A 25,399-nucleotide genomic window follows, 5' to 3' on the forward strand; every position below is an offset into this window, starting at 1 on the left:
CGCCCATCACCGCCGGTCCGTCAGTGCGCCCGCGGCGCGCCGTCGTCGCCGTCCTGGTCACCCTCGACGTACACGTCGTCGACGTTGATGTTCACCTCGACGACCTCCAGGCCGGTCATGCTCTGCACCCGCTCCACGACGTTGCGGCGTATCGCGTCGGAGACGTCGACGATGCTCTGGCCGTACCACGTGACGACGTCGAGGTCGATGGCCGCCTCCCGTTCGCCGACCTCGACCGAGACGCCCTGCCGGACCGTCTCGGCGCCGCCGGGGACGAGGTTGCGCAACTGTCCTACCCGCCGGGCCATCCCGGAACCCATCGAGTGCACGCCCGGGATCTCCCGGGCCGCGAAGCCGGCGATCTTGGCGACCACGCCCTCCGCGATCCTGGTCCGGCCCCGGTCGGTGGTGATCTGGGCCCGGGCCGGTTCGCCTCCCGGCAGGGAGAACCTGTCGGACGACGTCTTCTCCCGGTGGTCGTTCCTGGTGGCGGTGTTCGTGTCGGCCATCTCCTGCCCCCAATTCCTGCCGGCGGCGGTGACTCCGCCCCGGCGCCGGTGGTCCCGTGCCGGCCCGTACGGCTACTGCCAGCGGTCCGGCGCTGGCCGTGCCGGCCCGTACGGCTACTGCCGACGGGACGCGGACGCCCGGTCGGCCAGGCCACCGACCGTGATGTCACCGTCGATCACCCGTACGACGAGCCAGCCGACCAGCCCGGCGAGCAGTGCGCCGGCCGCCGCACCGAAACCGGCGACGGCCCACACCGCCGCGATGAGGAAACCGGCGACAAAACCGAACTGTTGACGGGACATGTGTTCCTCCCGGTGGCGCGGCGGCAGGTCCGCAGTGGCATACACGTTGTCGGCCGAGTCGAACCCCTGACGACCAGAATATTTTGTGATCCAGGTCACATCTGGTTGCCGGATCGGTCGGGCGGCGCTCCCGCACCCGAACCGCCGCCCGACGCGCCGAGCCGTTCGGTCCGACTGTCCACGATCGCGGCGACCAGGGCGACCGCGACGAAGCCGATGGTGACCAGGAGCGCGTCCCGGAACGCCCGGGACCAGCCGCCGTGCGTGGCGGCCAGGACGCTGAAGAAGATCGCGCCGACCCCGGCGATGCCGGCGGCGGCCCCGATCCGCTGGCCGGTCTGCAACATGCCGGCCGCGCTGCCGGCCTGGGCGACCGGCACCTCGGAGAGGGTGAGCGTCTGGTTGGGGGTGATGACCAGGCCGCTACCCAGGCCGGCGAGCAGCAGCGGTACGGCGGTGGCCAGCGGGGCCCCACGACCGGGCACGACGTGCAGCGCGGCCACCACCCCGCCGAGGCTCACCACGACCGTGGCCAGTCCGATCGCCACCAGGGGTCGGCCGAAACGGTTGACGACCCGGCCACCGAGGGCCGCGGTGACCGCCGAACCGGCGGCGAACGGGGTGACGGCCAGTCCTGCCTCCAGCGCGGTGTATCGGAGCCCGATCTGCAGGTAGAGCGTGAACAGGAAGAAGACCGCGACGAAGCCGGCGAAGTAGAGCAGCCCGATCAGGACACCCAGGGTGTACGACCTGAGCCGGAACAGCGCCAGGTCGAACAGCGGCTCGGCGCGGCGGCGGTACCGGAGTTCCCAGCCGACGAAGCCGCCCAGTACCGCGAGACCGGCGGGAACCAGCAGCCACTTGAGCGGGCCCTGCCACTGTCGCTCCTGGACCAGCGGCAGGAGCAGCAGCACCACCCCGACTCCCAGCAGCAGCACGCCGAACGGGTCGAGGTTCTGCCGTCGTCGGGCCCGTCCACCGGCGGTCCCGGTCGGAAGCAGACGCCAGCCGAAGACGATCGTCACGATGCCGACCGGGATGTTGACGAAGAACACCCACCGCCAGCCCTCGTGCGGGCCGCCGAGTTCGATCAGGGCGCCGCCGAGCAGCGGACCGACCGCCGTCGAGATGCCGATGGTCGCGCCGAGCAACCCGAACGGACGCCCCCGGTCCGCCCCCTGGTACAGCTGTTGGATCAGTCCGACCACCTGTGGGTTGACCAGGCCGGCCGCCGCACCCTGGAGCAGCCGGGCGCCGATCAGCCAGGCCGGTGACCCGGCCAGGCCGGCCGCCGCGCTGGCGGCGGTGAAGAGCGCGAGACCGATGATGAACACCGTACGGCGGCCCCGGGCGTCACCGAACCGTCCGGCCGGCACCAGCATCAGCCCGAAGGTCAGCGCGTACCCGGAGAGAATCCACTGCAGGTCGCTGGAGTCCGCCCGGATGGCCCGCTGGATCGACGGGATCGCGACGTTCACGATGCTCACGTCGAGCAGCGTCATGAACGCGGCGACCAGTCCGATCGTGAGGACCTGGCGGCGCTGGCGGTCGCCGGCCCGGCTGCCCGGGAGCCCCCCGGAGCCCGGTGGGGACCGGTCCCGGTCCGGCACGTCGCCCATGGTCAGGCGAGCTGCTGGGAGCACCAGCGTGGACCGAAGTCCAGGCCCTCCAGCGGTGAGTCCTCGCGGTGCAGCAGGTTCTTCTCGCCGAGTACGTGCAGCGGCGTCGCCAACTGCTCCTCCGGCAGGCCGACCTCCGCGGCGATGGCCTCGGGAAACGGCACCTGGCCCCGGGCTTCCAGCGCGGTGACCGCGACGTACACCCGCTGTTCGAGGTCGGTGAGATTCAGCTGTCGCATGATGACCTCCTCGCCCGTGCACGATGCGTCGGGCAGTTCGCGAGGCCGCGATTACCCGCCGTGACGCGGAAGATTCCACCGGATCCCCGACCCGCCGACCGGCGCGGGCCCGGCGACGACCGGGGCCGGCTGGCCGCGCCCCTGACCGGTGCCGCCGCCGGCGTCCCCTACGCTGCTACCCGTGATGTGGGACGTGGCCGTGATCGGCGCCGGGCCGGCGGGACTTTCCGCCGGGTACGCCGCTGCCCGGGCCGGGGCGCGGACGGTCGTACTGGAGAAGGCCGAGCACCCCCGCTACAAGACCTGCGGTGGTGGGCTGATCGGCACCTCGTTGGCGGCGGCCGCGGCCCGGATCGACGTACCGGCGGACGACCGGGTCGACCAGGTCACCTTCACCGCCGACGGGCGACGCGGATTCACCCGCCGCCACCCGGAGCAGTTGCTCACCATGGTGCGCCGGGAGGAGTTCGACGACCGGCTGCGGGTCGCGGCGGTCGAGGCGGGCGCGGAGATCCGGCAACGGGTCGCGGTCCGGGGGCTCGACCAGGAGCCCGACCACGTACGGGTCCGGCTCGCCGACGGCTCGGAGTTGCGGGCCGGGGTGGCGGTCGGCGCGGACGGCTCGGCCGGCGTCACGGCGCGGCACGTCGGGGTGGAGTACCGCCAGGTCGACCTGGGGCTGGAGTTGGAGATCCCGGTTCCCGAGCCGGTCCGCCGACAGTGGCGGGGACGGCTGCTGCTGGACTGGGGGCCGCTGCCCGGCTCGTACGCCTGGGTCTTCCCCAAGGGCGACCGGCTCACCGTCGGCGTCATCGCGGGCCGGGGCGAGGGCGAGCGGACCCGGCGCTACCTGCGTGGCTTCGTCGACCGGCTCGGCCTCGACGGTCTGGAGCCGGCGCACGACTCCGGGCACCTCACCCGCTGCCGGGCCGAGCAGTCCCCGCTGCGCCGGGGCCGGGTACTGGTCGCCGGGGACGCGGCCGGGCTGCTCGAACCGTGGACCCGGGAGGGGATCAGCTTCGCGCTCCGCTCGGGCACGCTCGCCGGCACCGCCGCCGCCGGTGGCGACCTCGACGGGTACGTCCGCGCGGTGCACGACCAGCTCGTCCCGTCGATGCGGGCCGGACACCGGATCCTCACCGCGTTCTCCCGGCATCCCGGGATCTTCCACACGATGCTGGCCACTCCGGCGGGCTGGCGGATGTTCACCGCCTTCTGCCGGGGCGAGGCGACCTTCGACCAGACCCTGACCCGTCGGCCGGTACGCGCGGCGTTGGCCCTGCTGGGCTGACCGCCGCGCGGTACCGACCGGCGGTGCCGGTCAGCTCTGCGTGGTGGCGCGCCGACCGGCGGGGTACGGCGTGAAGCGGCGTAGCCGCAGCGAGTTGCCGACGACAAAAACCGAGGAGAAGGCCATCGCCGCTCCGGCGATCATCGGGTTGAGCATTCCGGCGGCGGCCAGGGGCAGCGCGGCGACGTTGTAGGCGAATGCCCAGAACAGGTTTCCCCTGATGATTCGCAGGGTGGCCCGGGAGAGCCGGATCGCGTCGACGGCGGCGGTCAGGTCGCCGCGTACCAGGGTCAGGTCGGAGGCCTCGATGGCGACGTCCGTACCGGTGCCCATGGCCAGTCCGAGGTCGGCCTGGGCGAGGGCGGCGGCGTCGTTGACCCCGTCCCCGACCATCGCCACCACCCGGTCCTCGGCCTGCAGACGCCGTACCACGTCGACCTTGTCCGCCGGCAGTACCTCGGCGATCACCTCGTCGATGCCGACCTGGCCGGCGACCGACCGGGCCACCGTCTGGTTGTCCCCGGTCAGCAGCACCGGACGGAGGCCGAGCCGGCGCAGCCCGGCGACCGCTTCCCGACTGGTCGGCCGGACCGTGTCGGCGACGGAGACGGCTCCCCGGGCCCGGCCGTCCCAGCCGACCAGGACCACGGTGTGACCCGCCGCCTCCGCCGTGACGGCGGCCCGGTCCAGGTCGGCCGGGAGCGTGAGGCCCTGCTCGGCGAGGAGCCGGGCCCGGCCGACCACCACCGCGCGCCCGTCGACCAGGCCGGTCACCCCGAGCCCGGCCCGGTTGGCGAAGTCGGTCACCTCGGGATGCTCGCCGGTGGCCCGGGCGGCCGTGGCGACCGCCCGGGCCACCGGGTGTTCCGAGGCGGCCTCGACCGCCCCGGCCAGCCGGAGCACCTCGTCGGCGTGGTCGCCGTCGGCCGCGACGACCTCGACGAGGGAGAGCTGACCGCTGGTCACGGTGCCGGTCTTGTCCAGCAGCACGGTGTCGACCCGACGGGTGGACTCGAGCATCTCGGGACCCTTGATCAGGATGCCCAGCTGGGCGCCCCGACCGGTGCCGACCAGCAGGGCGGTCGGGGTGGCCAACCCGAGGGCGCACGGGCAGGCGATGATGAGTACGGCCACGGCGGCGGTGAACGCGGTGGCGCCGTCGGCCCCGGTGCCGAGCCAGAAGCCGAGGGCGGCGACCGCGAGGGCGATCACGACCGGGACGAAGACCGCGGAGATCCGGTCCGCCAACCGCTGCACCGGTGCCTTCCCGGACTGGGCCTGCTCGACCAGGGTGGCCATCTGGGCGAGCTGGGTGTCCGCGCCGATCCGGGTGGCCCGGACGACCAGCCGGCCTCCGGCGTTGACGGTCGCGCCCACCACCTCGTCACCCGGGCCGACCTCGACCGGTACCGACTCTCCGGTGAGCAGGCTGAGGTCGACCGCGGACGAGCCGTCCGCCACGACGCCGTCGGTGGCGATCTTCTCCCCGGGCCGTACGACAAACCGCTCACCGACCGCGAGCTGGTCGACCGGAATCCGGCTCTCGACCCCGCCGCGCAGCACGGTGACCTCCTTGGCGCCCAGCTCGAGCAGCGCCCGCAGCGCGGCGCCGGCCCGTCGCTTGGCCCGGGCCTCGAAGTAGCGCCCGGCGAGGATGAACAGGGTGACCGCGGCCGCCGTCTCCAGGTAGATGGTGCCGGCGCCGTCGGTCGGGGCGATGTCGAAACTGAACGGGTGGGTCATCCCGGGGACACCGGCGGTGCCGAGGAACAGTGCCCACACCGACCAGCCGAGCGCGGCGAGCGTACCGAGCGAGATCAGGGTGTCCATGGTGGCCGCCCCGTGCCGCAGGTTGATCCAGGCGGCCCGGTGGAAGGGCAGCCCACCGTAGGCGACGACCGGTGCGGCGAGGGTGAGCGAGAGCCACTGCCAGTAGGTGAACTGCCAGGCCGGCACCATCGCGAGCACCACCACCGGTACGGTCAGCACCAACGACACCCACAACCGGGTGCGTAGGGTCCGCAGCTCGTCGACCGGGGAGCCCGGTTCGGGGGTGGCGTCGCCGGCCGGTCGAGGCGGTGGCGGCAGGCTGGCCGTGTAGCCGGTCTTCTCGACAACGGCGATCAGGTCGTCGGGGGTGTGGCCGTTGTCGTAGTCGACGGTGGCCTTCTCGGTGGCGTAGTTTACCGTGGCCGTGACACCGTCGAGCCGGTTGAGTTTCTTCTCGATCCGGGACGCGCACGAGGCGCAGGTCATCCCGCCGATCGCGAGTTCGATCCGGTTCGGCGCCGTGGGTAGCCGCTTGGCGGCGGGTGCCATCATCGCCTCCTGTTCGGGGATCTCGGTGGCCGGTTCAGCCATGGCCGTGGCCCGGTGTGCCGGTGGTACCGGAGTGTGTCTCCTCCGGTGCCGGGGTGGTGGGCGTCGGCGTCGGTGGGGGACCGGCGGGCCCGGCGGCGGTCAGGGTGAACTCGGCGGTACGGACCGTGCCGGCGTGCCGGAAGTCGAGGTAGAGCCGGTACGAACCGGCCGACGGCACCTCGACGGAGAACGTGATCGTCGGGCCGGCCGGCGTCCGTCCGTCGCCCGGCGTGCCCTCCGGGTGTACGTGCAGGTAGGCCAGGTCGCCGTCGCGGAGCGCGACCAGGTGGCCGTACGCGCCGAGGTAGGGCTGCAGGTCGGTGACCGGGCGACCGTCGCGGCTCACCGTCAAACCGAGGCTGCTGGTCCGTCCCGGGGTCAGGGTGCCGTCGAGCCGGACGGTGTAGCCGTCGACCTGCGCGGCCGGTGCGGGTGGCGGCAGGGGCTCGGGCCGGTAGTCACCCGGCACGGAGAGGTCGACCCCGAGGGTCAACGGCTCCGCCGCGCGGGGCACGAAGTCGGCGAACGCCCGCCAACTGCCGGGCGCGGTCAGCGGGCTGTCGGTCCGCCAGGTGCCGTCGGGGTCCATGACGGGGTGGACGTGCCGGTAGCCTGACAGGTCACGCCGGGCCACGATCAGGTGCATCCGCTGGTCGTGCGTGACGTCGTAGTCGGTCACCGGCCGCCCGTCCGGGCCGTTGATCCGGAAGGCGAACTCTCCGGCGGCGGCCGGTGCCGGGGTGAGGGTGTAGCCACGGTCGGAGACGAGCAGTCCGCCCGGTGGCCGGGAGTTGACGGGGTCGGACTGGTGCGGGGAGTCGGACTGGTGGGTGGCGGCGGTGCCGCGTACCGGGCCGGACAGCTGTCCCACCCCGTACGCGGCACCGAACACGGTCGCGAGTCCGAGCACGAAGCCGCCCAGCCTGATCGCGGTGTTCACGGGTGCATCCTTCGTTTCCGGCAGCGGCTCAGGCGTCGACGAGTTCGTAGCCGGCCTCGTCGACGGCCGCGCGTACGGCGGCCACGTCGACCGGCTCGGTGCTCTGCACGGTGACCTCGCCGGAGGCGAGGTCGACGGTCACCCCGGTCACGCCGGGGATGGCGCTGACCTCGGTGCTGACGGCGTTGACGCAGTGGCCGCAGGTCATGCCCGTGACCCGGTACTTCTCGGTGATCATCTCGCTTCTCCCTTCCGCCCCTGCCAGCCTATACCCGTGGGGGGTATCCGGCGGGCAGGTGGGTGCCGAATCGCCGTGGTGATACAGGTACCCCGTAGGGGTAGTGGTGTGACCGTAGCATACCCCCGGGGGGTTAGCTATGCTTGGTTGCATGACGTCAGCAGCCGACACCCCGACCCGTGGCTACACCGCCAGCAAGGAGCAGTTGCTCGCGCGGCTTCGACGCGTCGAGGGCCAGGTCCGGGGCATCGAACGGATGGTCGAGGACGACCGCTACTGCATCGACATCCTCACCCAGATCTCCGCCATCCAGGCCGCCCTGGACAAGGTGGCACTCGGACTGCTCGACGGACACGCCCGGCACTGCATGCACGAGGGCGCCGCCGAGGGCCGGGCCGACGAGATGGCCACCGAGATGATGGCCGCCGTGGGGCGGTTGATGAAGCGCGGATAGTTCCCCGTAGTGCGGGTGACGCCGACCCGCGGGTGCCGGTGGTCGGCAAGCGGGTGGCGGTCGGCCGACCGCGGGACCGGCGGTTACCGCGCCCGGGAACGGGGCGTGCCGCTCCAGGGCGCGGGCGCCGGCGGTCAGCGGGCGAACTCGACAACCGCCCGGGTGAACAACTCCGGCTCCTCGACGTGGCCGAAGTGCCCGCTCCGGGCCAGTACGGTCAGCCGGGAGCCGGGAATCGCCTCGTGCAGCATCCGCGCCCAGGGTTCACCACAGATGAAGTCGTGTGTGCCGACGATGACCAGGACCGGGGCGGTGACCGAGCCCAACTCCTCCCGTAGGTCGAACGGCGGCTGCTCGCCCCGCTGCGGATCGGCCCAGGACCGTACCGAGGCGACCAGGGGCGCGAGTCGTTCCTCGTCGGCCCAGTAGTCGGCGAAGTACAGCGGCATGATCGACCGCAGGCTCCGGGTCATCGACTCGTCGTCGGTGGCGGTCACCGCCCGCTGGAACGCCGTCGGGATCGCGGCGGCCTCCGGCCGGTCCGGGTGCCGCGCCGGGTAACTGGCGATGTTGGCCATCGCGGCAGCCCAGAATTCCGGTCCGGTCACCGGGGAGGTGTCGTAGAGCACCAGACCGGCGACCCGGTCCGGGTGCGCCAGGGCGTAGCGCTGTACCACGAACCCGCCGTGCGAGTGGCCGAGCAGGAACACCTTCGGCGTCCCGAGTGCCTCGACCACACCGTGGACAAACCGCGCGTACGTCTCCAGCCGGTACTCCCGGGGGTCGGCGAGCCGGCCGGACGCGCCGGTGCCGACCGGCTCCAGGTACACCATCGTCAGATGCTCCTCGAGCGCCGGCATCCGCAGGTAACGCCACTCGATGCCGGGGCCACCGGAGTGCACCACGCAGACCGGCCCGCGCCCGGCGACGTGGTAGACCTGCCGTACTCCGTCGATCTCCACGCTGTGCGTACCCGGCGCGAGGGGGCTGTCGGTGGTGAGGGTGGAACTCATCGTCTCTCCCGCGGTCCTGCCAGGCGGAGTGCCTGGTCGAGAACCAGATGACGCGGGGTCGGGAAAAGTTCGACCGGGACGCGGATCTTCTGGTTCAGCCGGTCGATCGGGCCGGTTCGGGATGGAAGATGCGTAGTTGGGTGATCCGTCCCTCGCGCAGCCGGTGCAGCCAGACCAGCCCGGGTGGGCAGTGCTCCGGGTTGTCCGGCGGGCTGATCAGGTCGGCCTCCCAGACCATCACGTCGCCGCTGGCCGTCACCTGCCGGAGCCGCTGTCGTACGCCGTGCGAGAGGTCCTGCTCCATGCCACGGATCATGAAGTCCAGGCCGGGCGCGCGCTGCCCGTTCGGAATGATGAACTCGGCGTCGGGCCACCAGTACTCCCGCACCGCCCGGGCGAACTCGCCGCGCCGCGCCGCGCCGAGAATCTCCTCGGCCTCGTGGCGCCACCTTGTGTTCGTCCCGGCCGCGTCGTCGTACGCCCGGTCGGTGGTCTGCCGCAGCGCCGTGGTGAGCTTGCCGCGGGCCTGGCTCAACCGACTGCGCACGGTACCCACCGGCACGCCGCAGAGGCGGGCGATCTGCTCGTACGACGTCACGCCGGTGAAGTACCGGAGCAGTGTGACGAGGCGGAGTGGTTCGGACAGTTCGCCCACCGCGTGCCAGACCCAGTCCCGCAGCGCGGTCGCCTCCAGGAGGTCCTCCGGCGTCGGTTCGCGGCTCGGCAGCGCCGGGGTGGCGTCGCCGAGCAGCACCGGCCCCGGCGTCCGCAGCCGTGCCCGACAGTTGTTGCGGACGATCGTCCGGAGCCACGGGCCGGCGGCGTGTGGGTCCCGTAGTTCACCGATGTGCCGGACCGCCGTCAGCATCGCGTCCTGTACGGCGTCCTCGGCATCCGGCCCGTAACCGAGCAGGCTCAGCGCGACCGCCCTCATGCCCGCCTCGTGCCTGGCCAGCAGCGCGCCCAGCCCGGACGCATCCCCGGACTGGACGCTGCGGACCAGGTCCGCGTCCGGGCTGTCGAGGTACGGCACAGCAGCTTCCCTTCCGGTGATCCGCGCCCCGCCACCAGGTGCGGTGGTGGACGGACAGTTCGCCCGCGGAGCGTGGATTTCCGCAGTGGTCCCGCGGTTCGCGATTCCCCGGGGGCGGCCCCCGATAAAGTTACCGGAGCCGGCGAAACACATAAGCAGCCGATATCGGGCATGTGTTGATCGCGTCACATCCGTCGCCGAACCGTAGAGGATCGGAATGGTGCCGGCAGAGCGGGGGTTCAGGGCAGATATGACAACCATTGGACTGATCGGCAGCGGCAACATCGGTGGCACGCTCGCCCGCCTGGCGGTCGCCGCCGGCTACGACGTCGTCCTGAGCAACTCCCGCGGCCCAGAGACCCTCAGTGACCTGGTGTCCGAACTCGGGTCACGGGCCCGGGCCGCCACTGTGGAGGAGGCGGCCCAGGCCGGAGAGCTGGTGGTGGTGTCGATCCCGTTGAAGGCGTACGCCAGCGTTCCCGTCGAACCACTGGCCGGGAAGGTCGTCGTGGACACCAACAACTACTACCCGGAGCGTGACGGGCAGATCCCGGAGCTGGACGACGATTCCACCACCAGTAGTGAACTGCTGCAACGGCACCTGCCGACGGCGAAGGTCGTGAAGGGCTTCAACAACATCTTCTACCGGCACCTCGCGGAGCTGCCCCGGCCGGCGGGGGCAGCCGACCGCACCGCGCTGCCGATCGCGGGTGACGACACCGGGGCGAAGGCGGCGCTGGTCGACTTCCTCGACACGATCGGCTACGACAGCGTTGACGCTGGTCCGCTCGCCGAGGGCCGACGCTTCCAGCCGGGCACCCCGGTCTACGGCGCCTATGCCGACGGGCCGAACTTCTGGGAGCGGCCGGGCAAGCCGTCCGGCGTGGACCAGGTCCGGACCCTGCTCGCCCGCGGACGCTGATCCCGCCACCGACCGTCCCCGGACCTGTGCCACCGGTTCCGGCTGGTCGGTCCGGTTTTCCTCGCCGGTCCGGATGCGTCCCCCGCCGATAAGGGTCGGTCGTGCCCCCGGCGCTAACGGTCCAGGTCCGGTCGGACGGTCGGCGGGTGCCGGCCGTCCGACCGGCCCGCCCCGAAAAGGTCCACCTGTTCGACCGCCCCGACCTCGGGCACGGTGTGCGCGGGTGCCGGCCGTTGTGGTGCCGGGACCCTCGAGTACAGCCGGCCGGTGCGACCGGGCCCGGATCGGGACGACACCTGGACGGGCACCATCGTGACGGGGGCCGGAGGTGGACTGAACGGACGTTCGCCCCAGCGCACCCAGATCGGGATGCGACCGGCCGCCGCCTCCATCCGGAGTTTGTCGAGAGTCCGGCGCCGGTCGGAGTGATCCACCTCGACCACCACCGGATGGCCGGTTTCTCGGGCCAAGCCGAGGTCGACGATGGAGTGCCGGTGGGCGTACGGCGGAGGCAGCGGCATTACACTCGCCGCGCGGCGGTACACCCGCCAGCCCTGAGCCATCGCCCAGGCCGCCACCGAATCGATCAGTAACTCGGTGACCTCGTCGGTGGTCTGGTCGGTGAAGGTCACCCGTGCCAACCATCCGCCCAGTCCGGCACCGATCCGCGCACCCTCCCCGCCCTCGTCCACGTGGCGACGCTATCGTGCCGTCGACGAGCGCCGCGATCCCTGGCCGGTTTGTCGGAGACCCACGGGTGAGCCCGGGTGGTTGTCGGCCGGTCGTTTCCGGTGTCCGGTTCCGGTTGATGATCAACTCGATCCGGTGGAATGTTGGCGGGCTGGGGGTCGTTACATTACGCGTACGGCTGAGTAGCACGGCTGGTGAGCTGGGCTGATGGGTTCGGGTCCGGGAATGATCCGGGGCTGCCGGTCGTTACATATGGCGTTCGCTTGAGTGCCAGCCCTCTTGGTGCGTGGCGTTCTTCTGGTCCCCGGAAGAGTGTTGGTTCTTCTGGTGTGGGCCGTTCTCTTTCTCTGGCACGTGCGTGCGCCCCCCTTGCGTGTGTGGGTGTTCATCCCCGATTGGAAGGAACGACGATCATGAACAGGATGCTGTTCGGTCGGTGGATTCCGGCCATCACTGAGACTTCTCTGGTTCGTAGGACGGCGCTGGGTCTGACTGGTCTGGTGTTTGTTGGTGGCGCTGTCGCTGGTCCGGCGGTTGCCGCGCAGGCCGCCCCTGAGCATCACGGGGTGAACCTGGTGGCGCAGTCGGTGACTGTGGACAAGGGTGGCCACAAGAACGATCACAAGCCGTCGCGGGACAAGTTGGTTCCGCATGGTGTGCAGGGTGCGCAGGCGTCGATTCCGATCTCGCCTGAGCAGGCGGACAACGTGAAGGCGATTGTGAAGGCGACGAAGAAGGCTGGTCTGGACGAGCGGGCCGCGGTGATCGCGGTGGGCACCAGCCTTCAGGAGTCGAAGTTGGAGAATCTGGGTCATCTGGGTGCCAGCAACGATCATGACTCGTTGGGTCTGTTCCAGCAGCGTCCGTCGTCGGGTTGGGGTTCGCCGGATCAGATTACTGATCCGCAGTACTCGACGACCGCGTTCCTGAAGGGTCTTCGTGAGGTTGATGGTTGGCATGATCTGCCGCTGACTGTTGCCGCGCAGAAGGTGCAGGTGTCGGCGTTCCCGGACGCGTACGCGAAGTGGGAGAACCAGGCTGCTGACCTGGTCGCCAACGCCTGGAACAACAGCTGACGCTGGAACAAGATGTAGGACCGACCGCTGGCCGGGTCCCCACCACGGGGACCCGGCCAGCGGCGTATCCGGATCCGGTGGGGGCGTGCTCAGCGTTCGAGGACCACGGCCAGGCCCTGACCGACGCCGATGCAGATGGCCGCGACGCCGACCCCGCCGCCGCGTCGGGCCAGTTCGTGTGCGACGTGGCCGACGATCCGGGCACCGGACGCGCCCAGCGGGTGCCCGATCGCGATCGCCCCGCCGTGAATGTTGACCTTGCTCGGGTCAAGATCTGGCCAGAGGCCGAGGCAGGCGAGACTCTGCGCGGCGAAGGCCTCGTTGAGCTCCACAACGTCCACGTCGTCCCAGCTCCGGCCGGCTCGGGCCAGGGCCCGGTTGGCTGCCTCGACCGGGGCGATGCCGAAGATGTCGGGATCATTGGCCGCCACGCCACGTGCGACGATCCGGGCGAGTGGCTCGGCGCAGAAGGGCGCCCGCTCCGACCCGACCAGGATCGCACCGGCGCCGTCGTTCAACGGCGACGAGTTGCCGGCGGTCACCGTGCCCTGCGGCCGGAACGCCGGGGGCAGCGCGGCGAGAGCCTCGAGGGAGGTGTCCCGCCGCACGCCCTCGTCGCGGACCAGGTCGACGCCGGGCACCGCGACGACCTCACGCGCGAACACACCGGCGTCCCAGGCCGCGGCGGCGTGCCGGTGACTCGCGAGCGCGAACTCGTCCTGGCGTTCCCGCGATATGTCGTACCGGTCGGCGAGGATCTCCGCCGTCTCGCCGAGCGGGATGGTCCACCGCTCGGGCATCCGGGGGTTGACCATGCGCCAGCCGAGGGTCGTCGAGTGCAGCGTCGCGTGGGCGCTCGGGAAGGCGCGGTCGGGTTTCGGCAGCACCCACGGCGCCCGGCTCATCGACTCGACCCCACCCGCCAGGACCAGGTCGGCGTCGCCGGTCTCGACCGCTCGGCTCGCCTGGATGACCGCCTCGACGCCCGAGCCGCAGAGCCGGTTGAGGGTCGCCCCCGGCACAGCGGTGGGCAGCCCGGCCAGCAGTGCGGCCATCCGGGCCACGTTCCTGTTGTCCTCGCCCGCCGCGTTCGCGTCGCCGAGTAGGACGTCGTCGATCGTGGCCGGGTCGAGATCGGGGTGCCGGGCGAGCAGAGCCCCGATCACGTGGGCGGCCAGATCGTCGGGACGTACGACGGCGAGGGCCTTGCCGTAACGTCCGAAGGGGGTACGGACGGCGTCGTAGACGAAACTCGCGGGCATGATGTGCCTTCCCGGAGGTGGTGGGTGGTGGTCATCCTGACAGGCGGCGCGGGTACGAGGCTGCTGGGGTGGCCTCGTACCCGCGCCGGGCTCGCCGGCTCCCGCCGGTTGCTACCTCGGCGTCCGCCAGGCCGTCGCTCACCTGGCTTCGGCGGCGGCCTTCTGGATCGCGGCGGCGTCGAAGTTGTTGTAGTCGGGGACATCGGCGTTGGTGTACACGTCCGAGGTCTTCAGCGGTGACTTCGTGATGCCGTTCTGGTGGGCGAAGTCGAGCCAGTGCTGGACGGCCGACTCGTCGTACTGCCCCCAGATCTTTTTCGTCGTCACGTCGTCGACGTTCACCGCGCTGTCCATCCGGGCTTTGAAGATGGCGAGCGCGTTCTGCATCGCCTTGTCACCGTCACCGGTCTTGCTCGCCGGGTAGAGCTTCCACATGATCCGGATGGCCGCCTCCGGGTTGGCGAGCGCCCAGACCGACGCCTTGCTCCAGGCCCGGCCGAACCCCTTGACCGCCGCGCTGTCGCTGGTGAGGAAGGCCGAACTCGAGACGAACGTGGTGGCGAAGAGGTCCTCGACGCCTTCCGGGCTGATCAGCCGAAGCTTGGCGCCGGCACTGATCTGGGCCGAGGACTGGGCGTCGTACTGCACGACGCTGTCGACCCGGCCGCGCTGCAGGGCGTCGAGCGCGGGGGCTCCGAGTCCGACCTCGACGAAGGTGACCGTATTGACGTCCACGCCGGCCTGGGTGAGCGACGCCTTCGCCAGGGTTGTCGTACCGGCGGAGAGGGACTGGACGCCGATCTTCTTACCGGTGAGGTCCCGGACCGCGGTGATCGGGCTGCTGTCGAGTACGGAGAACGCGGCCACCGGGCGACGGGCCCAGTTGTAGATCAGCTTGACGTCCTGCCCCTGGTCGATCGCGGCGAAGGCCACGTCCGGGGTCGGTGTGCCGATGTCCACCTTCCCGCCGGCCATCGCCTGGAGCACGGTGCCGCTGTCCTTGAGGAACACGTCGTCGACCGTGAGTCCCGCCTCGGCGAAGAACCCCTCCTCCTTGCCGACCGCCAGGGCGACGAAGTTCGCGGTCATGGTCGGGGTGGAGATGCCGAACGTGATCGTCTCGCCCTTGCCGCCCGCGCCGGCCGGGCCGCCGCCCGGACCGCATCCGGTCGCGGCTGCGGCGAGGAGGCCGGCGAGCGCGGCGAGGGTGACGGCGGTGAACCGTCGCCGTGGCCGTCGCGGGGTGACTGTGTCGGTCATAGTTCGGCTCCTTCGGAGGTGCTCCACGAGAGGGCGGTGCGGCGGACCAGGCGGATCGCGAGGTTCATGAGCAGTCCGATGACGGACAGGATGATGAGGACGGCGAAGACGCCGGCGGTGTCGTACGTGTTCTGCTGCTGTTGCAGGACGACGCCGAGGCCCTCGCGTGCCGAGACGAACTCGCCGACGATCGCGCCGAGCAGGGCGAGCACCGCCGCGACCTCGAGCCCGGCGAAGATCCCGGGCAGGCTCCACGGGAAGAGCAGGTGGCGCCAGAGCTGCCAGCGGGTCGCCACGTTGGAGCGGAACAGGTCGACCTTGTCCTGGTCGATGCTCATCACCCCGCTCATCGTGTTGACCAGGACCGGGAAGAACGCGAGCAGGACGACGACCAGCACCTTCGGGGTCAGGTCGAAGCCGAACCAGACGACGAACAGCGGCGCGACGGCGACCTTGGGCAGGGCCTGCAGTGCGACGAGGAAGGGGTAGACCGCGCGTCGGGCGCCGGAGAAGGTGCCGAGGAGGAATCCGGTGAGCACGCCGAGGACGAGGCCGATCGCGAGCCCGATGAGCGCCTCGTACGTGGTCACCCACGCGTTGGAGAGGTAGAGGTGGAGCGTTTCGGGGGTGGTGAGCCGGTCGAGTACCGCCGACAGGGGCGGGAAGATGAACTCCTCGGTTTCGGTCAGCCCGGGCACGAACTGCCAGGCGACGAGGAGCAGGGCGAGCAGCAGGAGGCTGGGTGTCCACCGGCGGGCCGCCCGCGCCCAGGTCCGGCGCGGCGTGCTGGTGGGGAGATCAGCCGACCGGGGTGGTCCGGTCGGATCTGCGGTGGGGACGGAAGTGGTCATCCTCAGTGCCTCGCGAAGTGGGAGCGGATCCGAGCGGCGGTCTCGGCGAACTGGGGGGAGTCGATGAGTTCCCCGTGACGTTCGGCCGGCAGCGGTACGTCGACGACGTCGACGATCCGGCCGGGGCGGGGCGACATCACCACCACCCGCTGCGACAGCATGACCGCCTCGGAGATGCTGTGCGTGATCAGTACGGTGGTGAGCGACGTGGAGGCCCACAGCCGGTGCAGGTCGAGGTTCATCTGGTCGCGGGTCATCGCGTCCAGCGCGCCGAACGGCTCGTCGAGCAGCAGCACGGTCGGTGCGGCGATGAGCGCCCGACAGAGCGCGACCCGCTGCTGCATGCCGCCGGAGAGTTCGCGGGGTAGCCGGTCACCGAAGTCGCCGAGGCCGACCTGGTTGAGCAGTTGACCGGCCCGTTCCCGCTCGTCGGCGCCGATCCGGCCGCGCAGTTTGAGCGGGAGCAGGATGTTGTCGACGACGCGCAGCCAGGGCAGCAGGGTCGGCGACTGGAACATCAGGGAGACCGAGCGGTCCGGCGCGGTTACCACCCGGTCGCCGATCCGGACCTCGCCACTCGACGGTGCGGTCAGGCCGGCGAGCACCCGCAGCAGCGTGGTCTTGCCGCAGCCGCTGGCGCCGACGATGGAGACGAACTCGCCGGCGCCGACGGTCAGCTCCACGCTCTCCAGCGCGGTTGTCTCGGGTCGTCCGGGGGTGCTGAACGTCTTGCGTACGCCCTGGATGGCGATGGGAACAGCCGCCGTCATGGCGTCATCTCTCCTCTCGACGAGGTGGGAACACGCCGGAACGGGGAGGGCTGTGGAGTCCGCCGTCTCGGCTGCCGCCTACCATCAGCCTGTTACCGCCCTATAAACTGGACTTATGATCTTTGCGGCAAGTTACCGGAGGCCACCAGTGCTGTCAACGGGTCCGCGCGCTGCGGAATCGGCCCGTCCGACGGGTCCGGGAGCGCCCCTGGTGCCGTCCGGGTCGGATGCCGCGCGGTGGGTCGACTCCGGCGCGGTCATCGAACACGGCAACTACGGGAGTGGGCTTGGTATCGTGCAGCTTGCCCGGCGGCGCCCGGACGCGGGTAGTCGGGATTCGGCCGTTACCGTAGCCGGGCGAGGAGCACGATAATGGGGCGCACGATCAAGGGATCCCGGGTTGATTTCAGCCGCAGTGCCGTCGCGCGGTACATCCAGCTGAGCACCCTGTTCCGTCGGCGCATCGACTCCGGCGAGTGGGCGGTCGGCGCACAGATCCCCACCATCGACCAGCTCGCGACCGAGTTCTCGGTCGCCCGGGCGACCGTACGGCAGGCGCTCGACGTCCTCGAGGCCGACGGGGTCATCGAACGCTTCCGGGCGAAGGGCACCTTTGTCACGGGGCGGAGCCGACAGACGCTCTGGCACGAGATCCCGACGGACTGGTCCGGTCTGCTGCTGGCTCCGGAGGGAGTGAGCATCGAGATCCTGGGCGTCAGCCACGGCACGCTGCCGCCGCTGGTGCCGCACGAGATCGGCGGTCTCGCCCCCAGCTACCGTCGGATCAGCCGCCGGCATTCCCGCAACGGGCAGGTCTACTACAAGGGTGACGCGTATGTCGACGAGCGGCTCGCGTCCCGCATCTCGGACGAGGCGCTCGCGACGAAGACCACGTTGCGGATGCTGAAGGACCTCGAGGGGCTGACCATCGCCGAGGTCCACCAGACCCTGACCGTGGGCATGGCCGACGTGCTGCTCGCCGACACCTTCGACATCCCGCTCAACGCGCCGGTCGTGCACATTGGGCGGACCGCGGTCGACGACTCCGGCACCGTCATCTTCGTCGGTGACGGCGTCTACCGCGGAGATGTCATCCGTCTCGACGTGAAGGTGACCTGAGCCGGGGCCCCTGATCCCCGCGACCGGCCGGTCGCCGCCGGCCGGTCCGTCGTCCTGTTCCGTCTGGTTGGCGGACGCCGCCGGCGGCCGGGTCGCCACGCCGCGCTTGACCCGCCTCGGAAGCCGCTGCTAGCGTAAGGTCATAAAGCTGGTTCTATGACTCTTTGCTTGCGGTGGCCCGCCGACGGAACCAGGCTGGTCAGACCAAGACGGTGAGGTGCGCGGTCCATGCATACCGAACTTGCGGGAGAGCGGCGATGAGCGCCCTGCTCGAGGGGGTACGGGTTCTCGACCTCAGCCGGATCATGGCGGGCCCCTGGGCCGGCCAGTTGCTCGCCGACCTCGGGGCCGACGTCATCAAGATCGAACGCCCGGTGCTGGGCGACGACACCCGGAGCTGGGGACCGCCGTACCTGGCGGACCGCTCCGGACATCCGACCTCGGAATCCGCCTACTACCTCTCGGTGAACCGGGGCAAGCGGTCGGTGGCGGTCGACCTCGCCTCGCCGGAGGGGCGTCGGGTCGTCCGTACCCTCGCCGGTCGATCCGACATCGTGCTGGAGAACTTCAAGGTCGGCACCCTGGCCCGGCACGGCCTCGACTACGACGCACTCGCCGACCTGAACCCCCGGCTCATCTACTGCTCGATCACCGGCTTCGGCCAGACCGGGCCACGGCGTGACCAGGCGGCGTACGACTTCATGGTCCAGGCGATGGGCGGCCTGATGAGCGTCACCGGCGCGCCCGACGAGGTGCCCGGCGGCGGCCCCCAGAAGGTCGGGGTGCCGATCGTCGACCTGATGACCGGCATGTACGCGGCGGTCGCCGTGCTCGCCGCCCTCGAACGACGACACCGGACGGGCCAGGGCGAGTACATCGACCTCGCGATGCTCGACGTGCAGCACGCCTTCCTGGCCAACCAGGCGATGAATCATCTGGTCACCGGGCGCGAGCCGGTCCGACGGGGTAACCGGCACCCCAACATCCAGCCGCAGAACGTCTACCGGTGCGCCGACGGACACCTCGCGGTGGCCGTCGGCAACGACGGCCAGTTCGCCAGGTTCGCGGCGGTGCTCGGGCAGCCCGGCTGGGCCACCGACGAGCGGTTCCGCAGCAACGCCGACCGGGTCGGCCACATCGACGAGCTGGAGGCGCTGGTCGGCGAGATCCTGCGGACCCGTCCGGTGCACGAGTGGGCCACCGCGCTCGACCAGGCCGGGGTTCCGTGCGGTCCGATCAACTCGGTCGGCGCGGCGCTCGCCGACCCGCACGCCCGGGAACGGGGAACGGTCGTCGAGGTACCGCATCCGCTCGCCGGGACGGTGCCGCAGGTACGCAGCCCGTACGTGTTCCGCAACGCCGAGCTGCGGACGGACCGCCACCCGCCGCTGCTCGGTGAGCACACCGCCGAGGTGCTCGCCGAACTCGGCATCGAGGAGTACTGAGACACGATGCGGATTCCGCTGTTCCCCACCGACACCATGACCCCCGCCCAGCGGCAGGTGTACGACAAGATCGTGCAGGGTCCGCGTGGTCGCCTCGTCGGCCCGCTGCGGGTCTCGTTGCACCGGCCGGACCTCGCCGACGCCTGGCAGCACTTCGGGCAGCTCCTCCGGTTCGACACGAGCCTGCCCCGGCACCTCAACGAACTCGCGATCATCGTCACCGCACGACGCTGGAACGCCCAGGTCGAATGGTACGTCCACGCGCCGGCGGCGGTCGCCGCCGGAATCGAGCCGGCCGTCGTCGAGGCGATCCGGACCGGCCGGCCGCCCGAGTTCACCGACCCGGACTGCGCCGACGTGTACGAGTTCGCGCGTCTGCTGCAGCAGCACGGTGACGTGCCGGACGACCTGTACAGCGCCCTCCTGCGACGCTGGGGACCGGTCGGCATGGTCGACCTGTCGAGCGTCATCGGTTACTACACCCTGGTCTCGATGACGCTCAACGTGCACGAGGTGCCGGTTCCGGACGGTGCTCCGGCACCGTTGCCGCCGCTCGGACGGGCCGGCGACGGGCTGCCCGGCCTGCCACCGTGTCGCCGTACCGGCGGACCCGCGACCGGCGCCGCGAAGCCGGTGGAGCCCGCGACCGGGTCGGGGAAGCCGTGCTGACCGCCCCGCCCCGGTCACTGCCCCGGGCACCCCACGTCGCACCGCCGCCCGGCGCCACCGACAGCCACGCGCACGCGTTCGGCCCGTTCGCCACGTACCCGCCCGGTCCGTCGGGCTATCCCGTGCCGGAGACGCCGAGCGCCCGCTACCTCGAGATGCTCGACACGGTCGGGCTCAGCCGCGGGGTCCTCGTCCAACCCGGCCCGTACGCGCAGGACCACGCCGTACTCCTCGACGGACTGCGGGCCGCGGGTGGCCGACTCGTCGGCGTCGGCGTCGCCCGGCCCGACATCTCCGACCGGACCCTCGACCGGCTCGCCGAGGCGGGGGTCCGGGGCCTGCGGTTCATCGAGCCGCGCCTGCCGGCGACATCGGCGCCACCCGGAAGCGTCGGGGTGACCGCGCTCGAGGCGTTCGCACCACGCCTCGCCGAACTCGGCTGGCACGCGCAACTCTGGGCCGGTGCGGCGGACTGCGCCCGGTGGGGCACCGTCCTCGCCGAGCGTGGCGTGCCGGTCGTCTTCGACCACCTGGCCCAACCGGACGTCGAGGCGGGCGTCGACGCACCCGCCTTCCGCCAGGTACGTGCCCTGGTCGCGGCCGGCGTCGCCTGGGTGAAGATCCCGGTCTGCCGGGTCGGTACGGCGGCGAACGGGTTCACCGAGGCGCGACCGTTCCACGACGCGCTCCTCGAGACGAACCCGGACCGTCTCCTGTGGGCCTCCGACTGGCCGTTCGTCCGCCTGGACCATCAGGTGCCGGACGTCGGCGAACTGCTTGACCTTTTCCGACGGTGGACGCCCGGGCCCGAGTGGGAACGCATCCTGGTGCACAACCCGGCCCGGCTGTACGGATTTCCCGACCTGGGGGCGGCATGAACAACAACGGGACCGGCCACGTGCGGGTCGAGCGGAACGGCGCGGTCGCCCGGGTGGTGATCGACCGTCCACCGGTCAACGCCATCACCCTCGACGACTACCGGGCGATCACCGACGTCTTCACCCGGATCTCCGGATCGCGGGACGTGCACTGCGTGGTGCTCACGGCGGCCGGCCGGCGCGCCTTCTGCGCGGGTCTCGACCTGCGCGAGTTCCTGGCCAGCACCGCCGAGGAGGATCCCGCCCGAGCCCTGGTCGTCCGGGCCACCTTCGAGAGCGTACGGACCTGCGCGGTGCCGGTCATCGCGGCGGTCAACGGCCCGGCCCTCGGCGCGGGTGCCGTACTCGCCTCGGTCTGTGACATCCGGATCGCCGCGAGGTCCGCGACGATCGGATTACCCGAGATCAACGTCGGCCGCTGCGGCGGGGGAGCGTACCTCGGCCGGCTCGTCCCACCGGGGGCGCTGCGCCGGATTTTCTTCACGGGGGAGCCGGTCGACGCCGAGGAGGCGTACCGGATCGGCCTCTTCGACGAGGTGGTCGACGCCGCCGAACTGCCGGCCGCCGCCGACCGGTTGGCCGCCAGGATCGCCGGCAAGAGCCCGGTCGGGCTGCGCTACGGCAAGACGGCGCTCAACGAGGTCGAGGGTCTGCCGGTCGAACGTGGCTATCCGATCGAACAGGGCTACAGCACCCGGCTGATGATGACCGAGGACGCCCGGGAGGCCGCCCAGGCGGTGCTGGAGAAGCGCACCCCGGTCTGGCGCGGCCGATGAGCCCGGCGCCCGAACCGGTCCGGCCCGCCGACCAGTCCCCGGATCCGGTGCCGGTCAGGGTCGACGACCACGGCCCGGTACGGGTCATCCGTGTCGACCGACCCGACCGGCGTAACGCCCTCGACCTCGCCACCAAGTCCGCCCTCGCCTCGGCGCTGCGTGCCGCCGAAGCCGACGGGACCGTGGGCGCCGTGGTGCTCACCGGATCGGACCGCTACTTCGTGGCCGGTACCGACATCGGCGAACTCGCCCGGCTCAGCGTCGCCGACCATCTGCGGCTGCGTACCGGCGAGGTCTTCGACGTCGTCGACCAGCTCGACAAGCCGACCATTGCCGCGGTCGAGGGTTTCGCGCTCGGCGGCGGATGCGAACTCGCGCTCGCCTGCGACCTGGTGGTGGCCGGTGAGTCGGCACGGTTCGGCCAGCCCGAGATCCGGGTCGGGCTGGTACCCGGGGCGGGCGGGCTCAGTCGGCTGGTCCGCGCGGCCGGGCGACACCGGGCCCTGCGGTTCGTCCTCACCGGCGACCAGGTCGGGGCGACCGAGGCGTACGGGCTCGGGATCGTGAGCGAGATCGTCCCGGATGGTCACGCGCTCACCCAGGCCGTCTCGCTCGCCGAACGGATCCTTGCCTTCTCACGACTGTCGGTGACCCTGATCCGGCAGGTGGCCCGCGCGGCCGAGAACGAGCCGCTGACCGGGGCGGTCGAGACCGAGCGGCGATCCTTCCAGCTGATGTTCGGCACCCGCGACCACGACGAGGGACTCCGGGCGTTCCTCGAGCGTCGCGAGCCACGGTTCACCGGAGAGTGACACCATGACCGGTCGGGAAGAGAGCCGATGACCGAGAGCACAGCACGGGTCCGGGTCGTCGGGGCGGGTGCGATGGGTACGGGTATCGCCCAGTTGCTCGCGACGAGCGGAGCCAGCGTGCGGTTGACCGACGTCGACCCGGCCGCGCTCGACCGCGGCCTGGCCCGGATCGGCGACCAACTGGCCCGGGAGGTGGCGACCGGTCGACGTGCCCCGGCAATCGCCGCCGAGGTCGCGGCCCGGGTCACCCGGCTTGCGGACCCGACCGCCGCCGAACCGTGCGACGTCGTGATCGAGGCGGTCGTCGAGGACCTCGCGGTCAAGCGGAGCCTGTTCCGCGAACTCGAGTCGGCCCTGGCGCCGACGACCGTCCTCGCCACGAACACGAGTTCCCTGTCGGTCACCGCGATCGCCGCCGTACTCGACCGGCCGGAGCGTGCCCTCGGTCTGCACTTCTTCAACCCGGTGCCCCGGATGCGTCTGGTCGAGGTCGTCCCGGGGGTCCGGACCGCGGCGTCCGTCATCGACCACGCGACGGAACTCGTACGCCGGACCGGGCACGTCGCGGTCCGGGCCGCCGACACCCCCGGTTTCCTGGTCAACCACGCCGGTCGGGGGTACGTCACCGAGGCGCTCCAGCTCCTCGAGGAGGGGATCGCGGCACCCGCCGAGATCGACGCGATCGCCCGGGACGTACTCGGCCTGCGGATGGGGCCCTTCGAACTGCTGGACCTCACCGGGCTCGACGTCTCGGTCCCGGTCCTCGAGTCGATCTGGTCGGGGTTCTACGCCGAACCTCGGCTGCGTCCGTCGGCGCTGCTGCGCACCCGACTGCACGGCGGACTGCTGGGACGCAAGACCGGCGAGGGTTTCTACCGCTACCGGGACGGCACGAAACTGCCACCGGAACCGGTTCCGCCGGCCATGGTCCCGGTCGACCGCCCGGTCTGGACCGACGATCCGTCGCTCGCCGCCCTGCTCCGGGAGGTGGGGGTGACGGTCGAACCGAGTGGGCGGCCGGGGGAGCGGTCCGTCGTCCTGATCGCGCCGGAGGGCGCGAGCACCCTCGAGGAGGCACGGCGTCGAGGACTGCCGTTGCGGCGTACCAGCGGCGTCGAGTCGTTCGGCGACACCGCGACCCGTCTTGTCCTCGCGGTCCACCCGGGACTCGACCCGGAGGTCGGCCGTGTCGCGCGGGCCGCGCTCGCCAGCACGGGTCGGGCGGTCTCCGTCGTCCGCGACGGTCCGGCGGGCGTCGCCCAACGCCTGCTCGCGTCCGTCGTCAACACCGCCGCCTCGATCGTGCAGGCCCGACTGGCCACGCCGGACGACCTCGACACCGCGGTACGCCTCGCGCTCGGGTATCCGACGGGACCGTTGGCCTGGGGTGACCGGGTGGGGGCGGACCGCATCCTGGCGGTGCTCAACGGCCTGTTGGCGCAGACCGGCGATCCCCGGTACCGGCCGAGCCGGTGGATCGTCGAACGTGTCGCGCTCGGGCTCGCCCTGGCCGATTCCGGCACGGCGCCCTCGGACATTCTCGGGACGGGTGGGGAGTAGCCATGGAAATCGACTGCGCACGCCTGGACGCCGGCGAGCGGTACCGGTTGCTGACCGGGCTTGTCGTACCGCGTCCGATCGCCTGGGTTACCTCGCGCTCACCCGAGGGTGTGCTGAATCTCGCCCCGTTCAGCCAGTTCACCATCATCTCCTACACCCCGCTGATGGTCGGTATCTCGATCGGATCCCGGTCTGGGGTGCCGAAGGACACCCGCCGCAACATCGAGCGGACCGGGCAGTTCGTGGTCAACGTGCCGACCTTCGCCATGCGGGATCTCGTACACCGGTCGTCCGTCGACTACGGTCCCGAGCAGAGTGAGGCCGAGCTGCTCGGAGTGGACCTGGTGCCGTCGGTTGCGGTCGAGGTGCCCGGCGTCGCCGGGGCGCCGATCCGGATGGAGTGTCGGTGGTCCTCCACCACGCCTTTCGGCACCGGCGGATCGGCATTTGTCGCCGGCGAGATCGTGTACGTACATGTCGACGACACCGCCGTCGACGGGCTCAAGGTCGACACCCGGGTGGTCGATCCGTTGATGCGAATAGCCGGACCGAGTTATGCGCGGATCACGGATGTCACGAGCATGCCGCTGGTGGGCCCGCCCGAGCGGTGACCCGGACACGTTTGGCCGGCTTGTTCCCGGTGTCCGGTTCGGGGTCATGATCAACCTCGGTCGGGGGAATGATCGGGGGTTGGGGGTCGTTACATTACGCGTACGACCGAGTAGGACGGCCGCTGGGCTGGGCTGATGGGCTCGGGTCTGGGAATGATCCGGGGCTGCCGGTCGTTACATATGGCGTTCGGCTGAGCACCGCCCCCTGGTGCCGGCTGTTTCTGGTCCCCGGAAGGTGTCCTCTTTCTCTTCTGGTGTGGGCCGTTGTTCTTCTCTCTGGCACTTCACACGCGCCCCCTCTGCGTGTGGGTGTTCATCCCCGATTGGAAGGAACGACGATCATGAACAGCACGCTGTTCGGTCGGTGGATTCCGGCCATCACTGAGACTTCTCTGGTTCGTAGGACGGCGCTGGGTCTGACTGGTCTGGCGTTTGTTGGTGGCGCTGTCGCGGGTCCGGCGGTTGCCGCGCAGGCCGCCCCTGAGCATCACGGGGTGAACCTGGTGGCGCAGTCCGTGGTCGTGGACAAGGGTGATCACAAGAAGGATGACGGTAAGCCGTCGCGGGACAAGCTGGTTCCGCATGGTGTGCAGGGTGCGCAGGCGTCGATTCCGATCTCGCCTGAGCAGGCGGACAACGTGAAGGCGATTGTGAAGGCGACGAAGAAGGCTGGTCTGGACGAGCGGGCCGCGGTGATC

26 protein-coding genes and 1 pseudogene are annotated in these 25,399 nt (G+C 71.1%); 13 read left to right on the plus strand and 14 right to left on the minus strand.

Annotated features, from left to right (window positions below; translation table 11 throughout):
• Positions 1 to 20 precede the first annotated feature (20 nt).
• The 4 genes from ABGB21_RS33300 to ABGB21_RS33315 form a co-directional block, all read right to left on the minus strand.
• Positions 21 to 509, minus strand: a complete 489-nt coding sequence (locus ABGB21_RS33300; protein ID WP_347654924.1) for an Asp23/Gls24 family envelope stress response protein — start codon at positions 507 to 509, stop codon at positions 21 to 23.
• A gap of 114 nt (positions 510 to 623) precedes the next feature.
• Complete coding sequence (locus ABGB21_RS33305; RefSeq protein WP_347654923.1) at positions 624 to 812, minus strand: hypothetical protein; 189 nt, start codon at positions 810 to 812, stop codon at positions 624 to 626.
• A gap of 95 nt (positions 813 to 907) precedes the next feature.
• Positions 908 to 2,431, minus strand: coding sequence for an MFS transporter (locus tag ABGB21_RS33310; RefSeq protein WP_347655025.1), 1,524 nt, complete (start codon positions 2,429 to 2,431; stop codon positions 908 to 910).
• Positions 2,432 to 2,433: 2 nt separating this feature from the next.
• Positions 2,434 to 2,670 (minus strand): hypothetical protein, encoded by a 237-nt coding sequence (locus ABGB21_RS33315; protein WP_347654922.1) that lies wholly within the window; start codon positions 2,668 to 2,670, stop codon positions 2,434 to 2,436.
• A 184-nt stretch (positions 2,671 to 2,854) separates the two neighbouring features.
• Between ABGB21_RS33315 and ABGB21_RS33320 the strand changes: the two genes are divergently transcribed.
• The gene (locus ABGB21_RS33320; RefSeq protein WP_347655024.1) at positions 2,855 to 3,961 is read left to right on the plus strand and encodes a geranylgeranyl reductase family protein; all 1,107 of its coding nucleotides are present in this window, start codon (positions 2,855 to 2,857) and stop codon (positions 3,959 to 3,961) included.
• A 30-nt stretch (positions 3,962 to 3,991) separates the two neighbouring features.
• Here the strand turns inward: ABGB21_RS33320 and ABGB21_RS33325 are convergent, their stop codons facing one another.
• From ABGB21_RS33325 to ABGB21_RS33335, 3 genes are read right to left on the minus strand one after another with little or no spacing between them, the layout of a single operon-like run.
• The gene (locus tag ABGB21_RS33325) at positions 3,992 to 6,280 is read right to left on the minus strand and encodes a heavy metal translocating P-type ATPase (RefSeq protein ID WP_347681195.1); all 2,289 of its coding nucleotides are present in this window, start codon (positions 6,278 to 6,280) and stop codon (positions 3,992 to 3,994) included.
• Between the two features lie 34 nt (positions 6,281 to 6,314).
• The gene (locus tag ABGB21_RS33330; protein ID WP_347681187.1) at positions 6,315 to 7,262 is read right to left on the minus strand and encodes a hypothetical protein; all 948 of its coding nucleotides are present in this window, start codon (positions 7,260 to 7,262) and stop codon (positions 6,315 to 6,317) included.
• Positions 7,263 to 7,290: 28 nt separating this feature from the next.
• The gene (locus ABGB21_RS33335) at positions 7,291 to 7,500 is read right to left on the minus strand and encodes a cation transporter (protein WP_347654920.1); all 210 of its coding nucleotides are present in this window, start codon (positions 7,498 to 7,500) and stop codon (positions 7,291 to 7,293) included.
• A gap of 151 nt (positions 7,501 to 7,651) precedes the next feature.
• Here ABGB21_RS33335 and ABGB21_RS33340 point away from each other — a divergent pair, with 151 nt between their 5' ends.
• On the plus strand, positions 7,652 to 7,954 hold the full coding sequence (locus tag ABGB21_RS33340) for a metal-sensitive transcriptional regulator (RefSeq protein WP_347654919.1): 303 nt from the start codon (positions 7,652 to 7,654) through the stop codon (positions 7,952 to 7,954).
• A 134-nt stretch (positions 7,955 to 8,088) separates the two neighbouring features.
• On the opposite strand, the gene ABGB21_RS33345 is transcribed toward ABGB21_RS33340, so the two are convergent.
• The gene (locus tag ABGB21_RS33345; RefSeq protein WP_347654918.1) at positions 8,089 to 8,967 is read right to left on the minus strand and encodes an alpha/beta hydrolase; all 879 of its coding nucleotides are present in this window, start codon (positions 8,965 to 8,967) and stop codon (positions 8,089 to 8,091) included.
• A gap of 94 nt (positions 8,968 to 9,061) precedes the next feature.
• Positions 9,062 to 10,000: a sigma-70 family RNA polymerase sigma factor gene (locus ABGB21_RS33350; protein ID WP_347681189.1), complete on the minus strand. Its 939-nt coding sequence runs from the start codon at positions 9,998 to 10,000 to the stop codon at positions 9,062 to 9,064.
• A gap of 250 nt (positions 10,001 to 10,250) precedes the next feature.
• Here ABGB21_RS33350 and ABGB21_RS33355 point away from each other — a divergent pair, with 250 nt between their 5' ends.
• Positions 10,251 to 10,922 (plus strand): NADPH-dependent F420 reductase, encoded by a 672-nt coding sequence (locus ABGB21_RS33355; RefSeq protein ID WP_347654916.1) that lies wholly within the window; start codon positions 10,251 to 10,253, stop codon positions 10,920 to 10,922.
• A 113-nt stretch (positions 10,923 to 11,035) separates the two neighbouring features.
• On the opposite strand, the gene ABGB21_RS33360 is transcribed toward ABGB21_RS33355, so the two are convergent.
• Positions 11,036 to 11,614, minus strand: coding sequence for a hypothetical protein (locus ABGB21_RS33360; protein ID WP_347654915.1), 579 nt, complete (start codon positions 11,612 to 11,614; stop codon positions 11,036 to 11,038).
• A 411-nt stretch (positions 11,615 to 12,025) separates the two neighbouring features.
• Between ABGB21_RS33360 and ABGB21_RS33365 the strand changes: the two genes are divergently transcribed.
• Complete coding sequence (locus ABGB21_RS33365; RefSeq protein ID WP_347681191.1) at positions 12,026 to 12,688, plus strand: hypothetical protein; 663 nt, start codon at positions 12,026 to 12,028, stop codon at positions 12,686 to 12,688.
• 89 nt (positions 12,689 to 12,777) lie between these two features.
• On the opposite strand, the gene ABGB21_RS33370 is transcribed toward ABGB21_RS33365, so the two are convergent.
• The 4 genes from ABGB21_RS33370 to ABGB21_RS33385 form a co-directional block, all read right to left on the minus strand.
• Entirely contained in the window at positions 12,778 to 13,950 is a 1,173-nt protein-coding gene (locus tag ABGB21_RS33370; protein ID WP_347654912.1) for a thiolase family protein, read from the minus strand.
• A gap of 138 nt (positions 13,951 to 14,088) precedes the next feature.
• Positions 14,089 to 15,210 (minus strand): ABC transporter substrate-binding protein, encoded by a 1,122-nt coding sequence (locus ABGB21_RS33375; RefSeq protein WP_347654911.1) that lies wholly within the window; start codon positions 15,208 to 15,210, stop codon positions 14,089 to 14,091.
• Entirely contained in the window at positions 15,207 to 16,061 is an 855-nt protein-coding gene (locus tag ABGB21_RS33380; protein WP_347654910.1) for an ABC transporter permease, read from the minus strand. The genes ABGB21_RS33375 and ABGB21_RS33380 overlap by 4 nt, the downstream gene beginning before the upstream one ends.
• A 2-nt stretch (positions 16,062 to 16,063) precedes the next feature.
• Positions 16,064 to 16,831, minus strand: coding sequence for an ABC transporter ATP-binding protein (locus ABGB21_RS33385; RefSeq protein WP_347658616.1), 768 nt, complete (start codon positions 16,829 to 16,831; stop codon positions 16,064 to 16,066).
• Positions 16,832 to 17,203: 372 nt separating this feature from the next.
• Here ABGB21_RS33385 and ABGB21_RS33390 point away from each other — a divergent pair, with 372 nt between their 5' ends.
• The 9 genes and pseudogenes from ABGB21_RS33390 to ABGB21_RS33430 all read left to right on the plus strand — a co-directional run.
• On the plus strand, positions 17,204 to 17,950 hold the full coding sequence (locus ABGB21_RS33390) for a GntR family transcriptional regulator (RefSeq protein WP_347658617.1): 747 nt from the start codon (positions 17,204 to 17,206) through the stop codon (positions 17,948 to 17,950).
• Positions 17,951 to 18,207: 257 nt separating this feature from the next.
• A complete protein-coding gene (locus ABGB21_RS33395; protein ID WP_347658618.1) occupies positions 18,208 to 19,395 on the plus strand; it encodes a CaiB/BaiF CoA-transferase family protein in 1,188 nt (395 codons plus the stop codon).
• Between the two features lie 6 nt (positions 19,396 to 19,401).
• On the plus strand, positions 19,402 to 20,064 hold the full coding sequence (locus tag ABGB21_RS33400; protein ID WP_347658619.1) for a carboxymuconolactone decarboxylase family protein: 663 nt from the start codon (positions 19,402 to 19,404) through the stop codon (positions 20,062 to 20,064).
• Positions 20,058 to 20,942: an amidohydrolase family protein gene (locus ABGB21_RS33405; RefSeq protein WP_347658620.1), complete on the plus strand. Its 885-nt coding sequence runs from the start codon at positions 20,058 to 20,060 to the stop codon at positions 20,940 to 20,942. The genes ABGB21_RS33400 and ABGB21_RS33405 overlap by 7 nt, the downstream gene beginning before the upstream one ends.
• On the plus strand, positions 20,939 to 21,718 hold the full coding sequence (locus ABGB21_RS33410) for an enoyl-CoA hydratase-related protein (protein ID WP_347658622.1): 780 nt from the start codon (positions 20,939 to 20,941) through the stop codon (positions 21,716 to 21,718). The genes ABGB21_RS33405 and ABGB21_RS33410 overlap by 4 nt, the downstream gene beginning before the upstream one ends.
• Positions 21,715 to 22,530 (plus strand): enoyl-CoA hydratase-related protein, encoded by an 816-nt coding sequence (locus ABGB21_RS33415; RefSeq protein WP_347658623.1) that lies wholly within the window; start codon positions 21,715 to 21,717, stop codon positions 22,528 to 22,530. Before ABGB21_RS33410 ends, ABGB21_RS33415 begins: the two co-directional genes overlap by 4 nt.
• 27 nt (positions 22,531 to 22,557) lie before the next feature.
• On the plus strand, positions 22,558 to 24,090 hold the full coding sequence (locus ABGB21_RS33420) for a 3-hydroxyacyl-CoA dehydrogenase (protein ID WP_347658624.1): 1,533 nt from the start codon (positions 22,558 to 22,560) through the stop codon (positions 24,088 to 24,090).
• Between the two features lie 2 nt (positions 24,091 to 24,092).
• A complete protein-coding gene (locus ABGB21_RS33425; protein WP_347681193.1) occupies positions 24,093 to 24,701 on the plus strand; it encodes a flavin reductase family protein in 609 nt (202 codons plus the stop codon).
• 341 nt (positions 24,702 to 25,042) lie between these two features.
• Positions 25,043 to 25,399: pseudogene (locus ABGB21_RS33430) on the plus strand (hypothetical protein); the annotation flags it as partial.

This window comes from Plantactinospora sp. B24E8, from assembly GCF_039871735.1.
Classification (GTDB): Bacteria; Actinomycetota; Actinomycetes; order Mycobacteriales; family Micromonosporaceae; genus Plantactinospora.

What these genes read in the sequence shown, in the direction of transcription:
- ABGB21_RS33300 (WP_347654924.1), bottom strand. Translation starts at nt 509, where the DNA reads ATGGCCGACACGAACACCGCCACCAGGAACGACCACCGGGAGAAGACG.
- ABGB21_RS33305 (WP_347654923.1), bottom strand. Translation starts at nt 812, where the DNA reads ATGTCCCGTCAACAGTTCGGTTTTGTCGCCGGTTTCCTCATCGCGGCG.
- ABGB21_RS33310 (WP_347655025.1), bottom strand. Translation starts at nt 2,431, where the DNA reads ATGGGCGACGTGCCGGACCGGGACCGGTCCCCACCGGGCTCCGGGGGG.
- ABGB21_RS33315 (WP_347654922.1), bottom strand. Translation starts at nt 2,670, where the DNA reads ATGCGACAGCTGAATCTCACCGACCTCGAACAGCGGGTGTACGTCGCG.
- ABGB21_RS33320 (WP_347655024.1), top strand. Translation starts at nt 2,855, where the DNA reads ATGTGGGACGTGGCCGTGATCGGCGCCGGGCCGGCGGGACTTTCCGCC.
- ABGB21_RS33325 (WP_347681195.1), bottom strand. Translation starts at nt 6,280, where the DNA reads ATGGCACCCGCCGCCAAGCGGCTACCCACGGCGCCGAACCGGATCGAA.
- ABGB21_RS33335 (WP_347654920.1), bottom strand. Translation starts at nt 7,500, where the DNA reads ATGATCACCGAGAAGTACCGGGTCACGGGCATGACCTGCGGCCACTGC.
- ABGB21_RS33340 (WP_347654919.1), top strand. Translation starts at nt 7,652, where the DNA reads ATGACGTCAGCAGCCGACACCCCGACCCGTGGCTACACCGCCAGCAAG.
- ABGB21_RS33345 (WP_347654918.1), bottom strand. Translation starts at nt 8,967, where the DNA reads ATGAGTTCCACCCTCACCACCGACAGCCCCCTCGCGCCGGGTACGCAC.
- ABGB21_RS33355 (WP_347654916.1), top strand. Translation starts at nt 10,251, where the DNA reads ATGACAACCATTGGACTGATCGGCAGCGGCAACATCGGTGGCACGCTC.
- ABGB21_RS33365 (WP_347681191.1), top strand. Translation starts at nt 12,026, where the DNA reads ATGAACAGGATGCTGTTCGGTCGGTGGATTCCGGCCATCACTGAGACT.
- ABGB21_RS33370 (WP_347654912.1), bottom strand. Translation starts at nt 13,950, where the DNA reads ATGCCCGCGAGTTTCGTCTACGACGCCGTCCGTACCCCCTTCGGACGT.
- ABGB21_RS33375 (WP_347654911.1), bottom strand. Translation starts at nt 15,210, where the DNA reads ATGACCGACACAGTCACCCCGCGACGGCCACGGCGACGGTTCACCGCC.
- ABGB21_RS33380 (WP_347654910.1), bottom strand. Translation starts at nt 16,061, where the DNA reads ATGACCACTTCCGTCCCCACCGCAGATCCGACCGGACCACCCCGGTCG.
- ABGB21_RS33385 (WP_347658616.1), bottom strand. Translation starts at nt 16,831, where the DNA reads ATGACGGCGGCTGTTCCCATCGCCATCCAGGGCGTACGCAAGACGTTC.
- ABGB21_RS33390 (WP_347658617.1), top strand. Translation starts at nt 17,204, where the DNA reads ATGGGGCGCACGATCAAGGGATCCCGGGTTGATTTCAGCCGCAGTGCC.
- ABGB21_RS33395 (WP_347658618.1), top strand. Translation starts at nt 18,208, where the DNA reads ATGAGCGCCCTGCTCGAGGGGGTACGGGTTCTCGACCTCAGCCGGATC.
- ABGB21_RS33400 (WP_347658619.1), top strand. Translation starts at nt 19,402, where the DNA reads ATGCGGATTCCGCTGTTCCCCACCGACACCATGACCCCCGCCCAGCGG.
- ABGB21_RS33410 (WP_347658622.1), top strand. Translation starts at nt 20,939, where the DNA reads ATGAACAACAACGGGACCGGCCACGTGCGGGTCGAGCGGAACGGCGCG.
- ABGB21_RS33415 (WP_347658623.1), top strand. Translation starts at nt 21,715, where the DNA reads ATGAGCCCGGCGCCCGAACCGGTCCGGCCCGCCGACCAGTCCCCGGAT.
- ABGB21_RS33420 (WP_347658624.1), top strand. Translation starts at nt 22,558, where the DNA reads ATGACCGAGAGCACAGCACGGGTCCGGGTCGTCGGGGCGGGTGCGATG.
- ABGB21_RS33425 (WP_347681193.1), top strand. Translation starts at nt 24,093, where the DNA reads ATGGAAATCGACTGCGCACGCCTGGACGCCGGCGAGCGGTACCGGTTG.